Annotated in this window: 11 protein-coding genes, 1 tRNA gene and 2 pseudogenes; 6 read left to right on the top strand and 8 right to left on the bottom strand. The window is 53.3% G+C overall.

What is annotated here, in order from left to right:
- Positions 1-184 precede the first annotated feature (184 nt).
- The 5 genes from ABRP87_RS10795 (at position 185) to ABRP87_RS10775 (ending at position 3,106) form a co-directional block, all read left to right on the top strand.
- Positions 185-358 carry a hypothetical protein gene (locus ABRP87_RS10795; RefSeq protein WP_349853822.1) on the top strand — a complete coding sequence of 58 codons (174 nt, stop codon included), beginning with the start codon at positions 185-187 and terminating at the stop codon, positions 356-358.
- 69 nt (positions 359-427) lie between these two features.
- Entirely contained in the window at positions 428-1,021 is a 594-nt protein-coding gene (locus ABRP87_RS10790; RefSeq protein WP_349868771.1) for a replication protein RepA, read from the top strand.
- A gap of 429 nt (positions 1,022-1,450) precedes the next feature.
- Positions 1,451-1,921, top strand: a complete 471-nt coding sequence (locus ABRP87_RS10785; RefSeq protein ID WP_349868769.1) for a hypothetical protein — start codon at positions 1,451-1,453, stop codon at positions 1,919-1,921.
- A gap of 175 nt (positions 1,922-2,096) precedes the next feature.
- Positions 2,097-2,750, top strand: coding sequence for a hypothetical protein (locus tag ABRP87_RS10780; protein WP_349868767.1), 654 nt, complete (start codon positions 2,097-2,099; stop codon positions 2,748-2,750).
- 5 nt (positions 2,751-2,755) lie between these two features.
- Positions 2,756-3,106, top strand: coding sequence for a hypothetical protein (locus ABRP87_RS10775; RefSeq protein ID WP_156904619.1), 351 nt, complete (start codon positions 2,756-2,758; stop codon positions 3,104-3,106).
- Positions 3,107-3,167: 61 nt separating this feature from the next.
- Here the strand turns inward: ABRP87_RS10775 and ABRP87_RS10770 are convergent, their stop codons facing one another.
- The 8 genes and pseudogenes from ABRP87_RS10770 to ABRP87_RS10735 form a co-directional block, all read right to left on the bottom strand.
- On the bottom strand, positions 3,168-4,022 hold the full coding sequence (locus ABRP87_RS10770) for a Mu transposase domain-containing protein (protein WP_232208499.1): 855 nt from the start codon (positions 4,020-4,022) through the stop codon (positions 3,168-3,170).
- Positions 4,023-4,078: 56 nt separating this feature from the next.
- Positions 4,079-4,261, bottom strand: a complete 183-nt coding sequence (locus ABRP87_RS10765; protein WP_156905836.1) for an integrase core domain-containing protein — start codon at positions 4,259-4,261, stop codon at positions 4,079-4,081.
- Between the two features lie 860 nt (positions 4,262-5,121).
- Positions 5,122-5,320, bottom strand: a pseudogene (locus ABRP87_RS10760) (hypothetical protein).
- Positions 5,321-5,383: 63 nt separating this feature from the next.
- Positions 5,384-5,638 (bottom strand): annotated as a pseudogene (locus ABRP87_RS10755) (IS3 family transposase); the annotation flags it as partial.
- Between the two features lie 127 nt (positions 5,639-5,765).
- Entirely contained in the window at positions 5,766-5,993 is a 228-nt protein-coding gene (locus tag ABRP87_RS10750) for a transposase (RefSeq protein WP_349853819.1), read from the bottom strand.
- A gap of 443 nt (positions 5,994-6,436) precedes the next feature.
- Positions 6,437-6,820: a hypothetical protein gene (locus ABRP87_RS10745; RefSeq protein ID WP_349862867.1), complete on the bottom strand. Its 384-nt coding sequence runs from the start codon at positions 6,818-6,820 to the stop codon at positions 6,437-6,439.
- Positions 6,821-6,882: 62 nt separating this feature from the next.
- Positions 6,883-8,052: an aminotransferase class I/II-fold pyridoxal phosphate-dependent enzyme gene (locus tag ABRP87_RS10740; RefSeq protein WP_349862869.1), complete on the bottom strand. Its 1,170-nt coding sequence runs from the start codon at positions 8,050-8,052 to the stop codon at positions 6,883-6,885.
- Positions 8,049-8,765, bottom strand: a complete 717-nt coding sequence (locus ABRP87_RS10735) for a 6-carboxyhexanoate--CoA ligase (protein ID WP_349868766.1) — start codon at positions 8,763-8,765, stop codon at positions 8,049-8,051. Before ABRP87_RS10735 ends, ABRP87_RS10740 begins: the two co-directional genes overlap by 4 nt.
- 251 nt (positions 8,766-9,016) lie before the next feature.
- On the opposite strand from ABRP87_RS10735, the gene ABRP87_RS10730 reads away from it, so the two are divergent.
- Positions 9,017-9,089: transfer RNA gene (locus ABRP87_RS10730), tRNA-Asn, on the top strand.
- Positions 9,090-9,311 lie beyond the last annotated feature (222 nt).

The raw sequence follows: 9,311 nt of genomic DNA, 5'->3' as shown, positions 1-9,311 counted from the left end.
AAATGGCCGTGGCCTTTCCCGACCGCTTCGACAAATACCTATAGTCCGACCCCACACACAAACAACTTGACACGCTCCCTCGGGATGGTCAGCCCCGTCGATTTCGAGAACCACATCACCCAAACCAAAAACGAAGAAAAAATAGCTGCCTAACCACGAGGTAGCTCTACTACGTGTCCACGATTTGCGGGCAACCCCACGCGCCAAGCTCGAAGCGGTCAAAGAACTAGCCCGCCGGCAAGAATACGACGCCACACAAGAACTCCTCCAAACCCAAGACGTCGGCTACACCTCCAAACTCTTCGTCCAAGCGCTCTTCCCTTACCGCAAAACCGAGGGAAACAACCGCACCGTCTAAACCCCACAGGGAACAATCACCATTCTTTCCCAACGCGGAGTCCCCTACGGCAAGTACCCGCAGCTCATCATGGCCTACATCATCACCCGCGCCGTAGCTAATGCTAGACGCCTCAAAGAAGGCAAAAGCACCCATGAAGAAGCCCTACGCATCCCGCTAGACCATTCAATGAGCCACTTCCTTCAAGCAATCGGCGTCACCGGACGCGGCACCGGAGGAGCAACCGGAAACCTAAGAAATATCCGCGAACAACTCCTACGCATCGCTGGCTCTTTCATCACTGTCCAAAGCGGCGACGGGGTTCACGCACGGGGTCGCAACACCCAAAGTCTCGAAGACTGGAATCTCTGGTTCGACCCACGCGATCCTAACCCGGGCAGCTTCATGGAATCAGAACTTGTCCTCACTCCCCAGTTCTTCAAGCACATTGCCGAAGCACCCATTCCCATCGACCTCAATGTACTGCGCGAGCTCAACAAACCACGAGCAATGGACCTTTATCTCTGGCTCACGGTAAAGCAGTACTGGCTGGCGAAAAACAACCGCGACGCCTACACTTTCACCTGGGACTTGATCGCCGCAAACTTCGCCACCAAGATTCTACGAACAGGCCAAGACTGGGCACACTTCCGCGCTGAGATTAAAAAGCCATTGTTGAATTAACGATGGTGTGGCCCGCTGCAGGAATTGAAGCCAGCACCGACGGTGTTACAGTCACTAAAACCTCCCCATCAGTTCAGCAGAAGCCACCGCGCCCCGAACTCGACTAAACCAAACACAGAGAAATAGCGCCCTCTGGGGCGCTTTCTTTTTGCCTAAAACAGCTTGCGCATATTTACCGATACCGGGCTGGCTATCCACAGGGGTTTGCCTGCGGTTTTCTCTATTTTCCCAGGTGGCTTATAACTATATCCCCAGCCGATCAACCAATAAAACCGTTCACTACGGGTTACTGTTTATTCTCCCGCCTCGCCTTGCGGCTCGTTGGGCTGCCGCCCAAATCAAAGATTTGGTTGCCGCCAACCAGCCCTTGCTACGGGTACGTCGTGAAAGAATCAACAACTAAGACTTACCTACCCACCTTAGAAAGCCATGACCACACCACAATCCCTGATCGCTCGCCTGGCGTCTCCAGATTCCACTGGGCGCACTGAAGCTGACATTCAGTCCGACATCAAGACCCTGCTGACTACCGACGACTTCGACTTGGATACCCCACGGTTGGAAGAGCAGATCGGTGATGGTTCTTACCGACGAATCGACATCGTCACCGGCGCCACTGTCATCGAAGTAAAAAAGCGGCTCACCAACGAGAGCGCCGACGCGGACTACATCAACCAACTCGCTGACTATGTCACTACCCGCATGAGCCAAGATGGTTCCCGTTACAACGGAATCCTCACCGACGGGAAAACCTGGTGGCTGTTCGAGCAGTCCCCCGCCGAGGGCTCCTTCGCCCGGCGCAGCACCTTCGAGCTTGCCCCTGGAGCTACCGGGGTCGGGCTTATTGAATGGATCCAAGCCGTGCTGGCTACTCGGAGCAATTCGCGAATGTCATTGTGATTGAACCCATCATAGGCGAGAACTCTCATTTATGAGACATCGGAAACCCCTTAATTCTCATTCCACCAGCGAGAGCATTCCACATGCTGTAGGGTGCGGCTCATCTGAGAAGCGGGATGTCAGGATGGCGTGTATCATAGATTTGGTCCGCCTATCGATACAGAAAGGTTCTATCATGAATCGAGTCGCGCTTCTGACAGTTGCGTCTCTAATCACTGCAAGTATTGCCCCCGCAGCTTCTGCCGAAACGGTTGAACAAGCAGAGAAAACTCCTGTTTGGTCTGAAGAGCAATTTGATAGGTCTCTTAAGGATATCACTCCTGAAGAGAAAAAGCGGCTTGAGCTAATTAGTAACGTCGGTGAACATATTGATTACGACGATGAGGGTAACCTCAAGTCCGATCTCAACGATGATCAGCTCCGTAGTGATTATGGTTTCGAAGACAAAGATGTCAGTTTTTTCCACTCAGTGCTTGCTGAGGATGAAAGCGTTGTTCAGCACAAGGAAAACGAGCCAAAAATTGTCACTACATATGATCACAAGCTCGGCCACATATCAAATAGCGATCTGACGGTTGGGGCGGCTGCAACTCTTACCGCAGCGGCAATGGATGGGCCAGCTGCTCTTGAGGCGGCATTCTTTGCTTGGGGTGCTGTAGCAGGCGGGCCGATCGGAGCTGCTATTTCTGGCGCTGCCGGTCTTCTTGGGGCAACTTACTTTGTCGATCTTGCTACTAAAATCACAGGGGCGGTCGCGCAGGGTAAAGGTATTACCTGGTACTCTAAGTGGGGATTTCCGCCAATTACCGCAGAGATTGAGGATGACTAATGCGGATGGATAAAGATCCAAAGTTTATTCGCTTTCCAGAATCTCTGTGGGCTTTTGTCACTATATTCCCCTCGGATATTATTGAGAAACATGGAGTTGAACACTTTTTCAATTATGGATATTTGTGGCTCTATTCAATATTGGGAGTAATCCTTTTTGGCATTTCCATGATCATGGGTGAAAAAGCGGTATCTCCTTGGATGCATCGTGTGCGTTCCATTTTCCTCTTTGCTGCAACGATAGCTATTACAGCTTTCTTCCCTAGCTTGGTTGGGCGAATAGTCGTGGCGTTCCTAGCCATCTGCTACTTTTTCTGGCCCAATAACCATATAGTCTTTCGTCGAGCAGCGGAATGATCGGTGTTTTAAGTGGAGCTAGCAGTCTATTAATCACTTGATAAAAAGTGATAGGATCTCGCTAAACTGTCTTCCAAAATTTGGCCACAGTGTTCGTTGCTGGCCCAAACGACGAGGCCCAAGCCAACAGCTCATCACGAGTAAGCGCCTTGTGGCCTTCGTCATCGCCACTGGGCCCATGGTTGGGGTCAGTGGAATAACGGTACTTAAATCCATGAAGGCGCGTGTGTTCAGCAACAAGCTGATCCCCTTTGAAGACGCTCACCAGCTTCGGGGTGAGCCTGACTGTTACCGATTCTCCTACCAGCTGAAATGGCACTGAATAGTACTGGTAGTCACAAGTGATGTGCCAGTTGCGATCGACCTTGAGCCGCTTATAGGACACTTCCGTAAACGGTGCGGGCGGAAGATCCCGCATCACCGGTGCCTCTTCTTGCTCAAAGCGCAGGCGCCGTGTTGTGCCATCAGCCCGCGTCATTGTGTCGTTGATGTCAGCAAGGCGATAAGCGATCGCCTCATTAAGGCCGTTGAGGCTGTAGAAGACCTCATCGCCGAAGTAACCCAGGATTTTGGTGTAGACGATTTTCACAGCGCGTTCTACTGCCGCTTTGTCACGAGGCCTGCCAGGTCTTGTCGGCACAATTGTGACCCCATAATAGTCGGCAAACGCTGCGTAGCGGTCAGTGACCATTCGATATGTAGATTTCTTCTTCGGCCGGTAGGTCGCCGTAGGAGCATTATCCGGCACGATGACCGCCGGTATTTTGCCGAGATAGTTCAACGCTTTGATGTGGCACTCAATCCACGCCGGCATCTTCTCATTCGCAGCAGCAGTAACATACATCAGCCCTGAGTATGGGTTGACCTCGACGAACAGTGAGGCCTTGAATGCAGTATCACCACTAGCCTGATCCACCACTGGCACTTTGTCACCGGCCCAGTCGACATAGTGAAGTGCCCCGAGTTTTGTTCCTAGGCATGTGCCTTGGTTTCTATTATTCCCTGTCGCGGGTTCTGCTTCCACAATTTGGTTTCCGCTTCGGCTGGGGTTTGGTATCCCAGGCTTTGGTGGAGCCTTACCTCGTTCCACCATGACACCCACTCAAATGTGGCGATTTCTACCTCGACAACATCATTCCACCTGCGATTATGGATGAGTTCGCCTCTTGTGAGGAGCCGTTAACGTTTTCAGCCAGAGCATTGTCATTTCAGTCACCGACAGTCCCAGTGGAAGCGGCAATCCCGTGCTGGGCGAGACGCTCGTTGTGGACAACGCTGACGTACTGCGAGCCGTGATCCGAATGGTGAATAAGACCTCTTGTGTCCCTCGCACACTTGGGTCGCTTGATTGAGAGCTTGCAGCGGTAATGCCTGCAGTGCGCATGGGCCCGACCCCGAAGCCTTTCTTCATGCGCACGTAGGTAATGTCGGCCACCCACAGCTTGTTTAAGGCCCTGGGCTTTGAACTCACGATCGACCAAGTCTGGGCGCAGATCCGGCACGTGAGCTTTTCGGGTTGTGATAGGTGATCCGCCTTTGCCTGTGCCAGAAACACCAGCCAGGCGCATCAGCCGGGTAGCGTGTTCACGACCGATATCTATTCCATCACCGTGAAGCGCATGCCACATTGTCCGCACGCTTAAGACACCGTCATTATCCCGATGAATGGCACTACTGCGTTCAACCAGAACAGCCATCACGAAGGCGACGAGCACTTAGCCCACGGGCTGTGGCCTATGGACTGGCGATAACCACGCGAGGTGATAAACCCGCGAGCCCGGTTATTCTTTTAACGCCAGTGCAGATGAACTCGACAGAGAAACAATTCCGGTATTTATCGATGAACCGGATCATAACCGAGGCTTGGGGCCTGGTCGTGAGGAGAAAAAGCTGACGCGGCCTTCAGCAACTCGTTGGTATCTCGAAGCTGGTGATTTTCGCGGCGTAGCCTCGCGTTTTCCGCAGCCAAGTCTTCAGGAACAGGCTCTGGGATGTTTCCCGCACGACGAGCAGACTTAAGTCCATTGACGAGCTATGTGCCATGAAACCCCCAGCTTTGGAGCTACTTCCTGGCACGCGGGGTGCATTGACATGTTTTCCGTCAAGATGCGGTCTTCTACAAGGCGGACCACACGGTCCTTTGCATCCTGGTCAAATTTTCTTGGCATGTTCCAGATTTTCCCATCTACTCAAACGGAACAAAACCTGGGACACTTCAGGAAGAGCAGATTTACGTTTGGCTTGGATCGTTGTCACTGGAACGAAAGCACGCGGTGAGATCCCTTCAATGCCCATCAGGCGCATCCGCTTGGCCACAGTCTTGCGATTCATACTGATCTGGTAGCGCTCACCTAGTTCTGCGGTGATCCGCGGAGCACCATAGACCTCATCGGAGTCTTTCCAAATCTGATGAATCTTGCGGTCAACATCATTGTAAAATGATGCACGATCATCCTTACCGGTTAAGCGTTGCTGCTGTATATGGGTCCATTTGTAGTATTCAGACCGAGACACTTTTAATAGTCGTGCCATGCGTTTGATGCTGTAGTTCGCCTTGCTCTGGCTACATTAATTCGAACTTTTCTGTTCGCGTTGCCTTAAAGCGAAGAAGGCTGTCGCTTGTGACAAAAGCTCGTTATCCATCTTGGCTTCAGCCAACTCACGACGCAGACGAGCGTTCTCCGCACGAAGATCCGCTTCGCGTAGCCCATCGGAGGATCCTTAGGCGTTGACGCTCATTTTTCACCCATCGGCCTAAAAGACCTGGTGCGACACCAATTTCTTTCGCTACATGAGCAATTGGGCGCTGCGATTCGATTACCAGGTTCGCGGCTTCGCGTCGATACTCAGGTGTGTATTTCTGGCGTTGTTGACTCACAATGAACATCCTCTCTTACGGACACAAGATCCGCACTAATCGGGTGTCCACCAAACGAGGGCAACCTCAATCGAGATTGAAGTTGTCAGGTTTGAGCGAGTGTCAAGCTGACCTGAGACCAGACTCCACCAGAGCTTGGGATATCAACCCCAACGAGCCTGAAACAGGATTATGGAAGCAGAACCCGCCACAAGAGATATTAGAAATCAAGGCAAATGCCTAGGAACAAAACTCGGGAAACTTCACATAAGCGTAAGTATGAAGTCCCAAATAAAGCTCTGGAGCCTACGCGGCTCCAGGCGACATCGTTCCGGTATCCGGCTCGTCGTAATGAAAGCTTAACTGGTCCCGCTGACAATTTTCAATAGAGCAGTAGCCACATCGCTTGGGTTCTTCACCAACGATCAACCGCCATCGAGTATCTCCAGTCCAGCTGGCGGAACCTCTTTTTCTCACTGCATCGCGGTCCACTCGATGTCTTCGAAGCCCCAGTCGGATAAATGCCAGGTGATGGTCTCGGTGGCATCGATAAGCGCGTGCTCCATTGTCTCTTCATCGTCACCGGTAACGGAGAGCTCGAGCATCACTGAAGTATCTTCTTCGTCCAATAGCCCCACGTCCAAGGGGCCGCCATCATCGAGGCCGGACACAAAGCGCGCGGTCCAATTTTCGCCGCCAAAGAAACTGGAGTCCTCTTCTATAGCGTGCTTTTCCTCCAAGTCCCATATAGCTTCAATAATGTCCCAGTTGCCGGTAATTGCAGCGGACAGCTCGGCGTCACGCCCGTACAGCACCAGCTCATGGAGCCATGAATAGTCAATAATGAAGCTGCTCATAATGCCTGCCAGTGTATGCGAGGAGAACCCCACTCCCTGAACGCACTCACCGAGCGTTTTGCTTATAAACCCAGCTGTTCAAGTTCTGTGCAGAGGGCATCGATCTGCGCGCGCGTATGGGTTGCCATGAGGGTAACGCGGAGTATCGCAGCGCCACGTGCAACAGTGGGCCACCGGATTGCCGGGACGATAAATCCACGGTCAAGCAGTGCAGCGCTAGCGTCCATCGCGGCGGCTTCATCGCCGACGTGCACGGGGATAATCGGCCCTTGCTGTGGCGTAGTCCCGCGTGTTTTGTGCCAATAAGCAATATTGTCCTGCAGTTGGTTAACCAGACTGGGATCAGACTCAATGAGCTTTAACGCCGCGAGCACGGCGGCCGATGTTGCTGGCGTGGGAGAGGTAGAAAATACGAAGGACCGGGCTTGTTGCCGCAATAGCTGGGCAACCGGCTTGCTCGTTGCCACGAGGCCGCCTTCGGCGCCAAGCGCCTTGCTAGCGGTAATAAGCTGAATATCGGGCTGGACGCCGAAATATTCTGGGAGGCCAAGGCCGCGGTTGCCGACGGTGCCAAACGAGTGAGCATCATCGACCATAAGCCACGCGCCGTGTTCGCGTGCCAGCCGCGATAGCTCAGGCAAGGGTGCAAGCACCCCGTCCATGGAAAAGAGGCCATCGGTAATAACCAAGGCATACTTGGTGGTCCTGGTGACCAAAGCGTTTTCTACAGCGCGGGTATCGCGGTGCGCCGTAACGACGAGGGAGGCGCCACTCGCCTTTGCGAGCCGACAGCCATCGATAATGCTGGCATGGTTGCGCGCATCGGAAATAATGGTGAGCTCGGGCGAGGCCAACGCCTGCAACGTCGATAGGTTGGCCTGGTACCCGGTGGCAAAGAATACCGAGTCTGGATACCCAGTCAGCTGGGCCGCAGCGGCTTCTACCGCAACGTGTAATTCAGACGTGCCGGTGGTCAAACGCGAGCCGCCTGAGCCTGCGCCGTAGTGATCAACGCTGTCCTTTACGGCGTTTTTAATCTCCGGATGTTCTGCCAGACCCAGGTAATTCGACGAGCTAAAGAGCACCGCCTCCTTAGCTGCCTTTTCGGGGTCGGTCCGCAGGGAGCTTTCTGGCACTTGCCCGCTCGCAAAGACCGAAGGGCTGCGCCACAGGCCGTCCTCTCGCCACTTATCAAGACGAGCAGATGCGACTTCTTCTAGGCTCTCGTTCACTTTTCTGCCTCAAAATCCACGAGTACGGCGCGGTTTTCCAGATAATCTATCAGCGCTTCAATATCGGCTCCTGGTTTGATGATGAACGCCCTCGCTCCTTCCTCCGATCCAGGTTCCTTAATGCGCGGCAGGCGGTGGTACGTGTCATCTATGCAGACATAGCCGGTGGTATAGGCCGGGTCATCAGACACACAGAGTTCTGCTAAGACATCGGGATGCGCGGCTACCTTGCTCGCCAGCACGATGGCTTCACGAGCAGCGTCCTTGCCTTTGAAAGCCTCATCTGTAGCGCCGCACGCGTCCATGTGGCTTACGCGGACTCCTCGCTGTGCATCTGGTTCGCAGCGAGTGCCCGTATCGGCTGCGATGAGCATTGCTCCGCGCATATTCCTGGCGCTAAACGTCTCTTCAATGACTACCTGGGAATGAGCGGTCATGGGGCGCAATAGTTCCTCGATGATGTCCCTAGCCTGCGAAGGCGATTGCACCGGTTCTTCTTTTACCTCTACGGCAGGGACATGCAGAATATCGGACTCGGCCAAAGCCTCCACGGTGATGAAGGTATTTTCCGCCATTCCCTTCGGGTGCGCCAAAGCCCGCTGGGATAGCGCCGCGCAGACCGACGGAACCTCGTGTTCCCTGGCGATTCGCTCTGCTCCCGAAATGTGCTGGCCTGCGGAATCAGACCGCATTCGCACTGAGAAATAAGTCATAATCTGAGGGTACCGGACGTATTGAACGGTGTTCAGGAAAAGAGAAAATTAGCCAGCCTCAACCAAAGCCCGGGTCCTACTTTCGACACAGAAACGCACAAGCCATGCGCTTTTCGATGCCTCCCGCCTTGCCCCTCGTAGAGTCCCTCATTTTTCCGGCTAACCAGGCGATTTGTGTGAAAACGACGTTAGCCTATATAGTTAATTCTCGTTGCACAGAGAACGGCACGTTCGAAGTACAACATGGATATTCCTCCATAGCTCAGTTGGCAGAGCATTCGACTGTTAATCGAAGGGTCACTGGTTCGAGCCCAGTTGGAGGAGCAATTTTAGCCCCTTTCACCAGAGAAAATGCTGGTGGGAGGGCTTCTTCGTTCTTGTGTATCCGGTGGTTTCGGGGTTAAACGACAAAACGTGTTGTTTTTCGGCGTGTCGAGTTAAACGACATTTTGTGTTGGTGGGGGTAGGGTGAGGTTACCCTCGTTTAGTGGACACCCTATTAGTACGGATCTTGTGTCCGTAGGAGAGGATGTTCATTGTGAGTTC

The sequence above is a fragment of the Corynebacterium sp. KPL2830 genome, from assembly GCF_040225635.1.
In the GTDB taxonomy this organism is placed as follows: Bacteria; Actinomycetota; Actinomycetes; order Mycobacteriales; family Mycobacteriaceae; genus Corynebacterium.
This window is presented reverse-complemented; position numbering and strand designations above follow the sequence as displayed.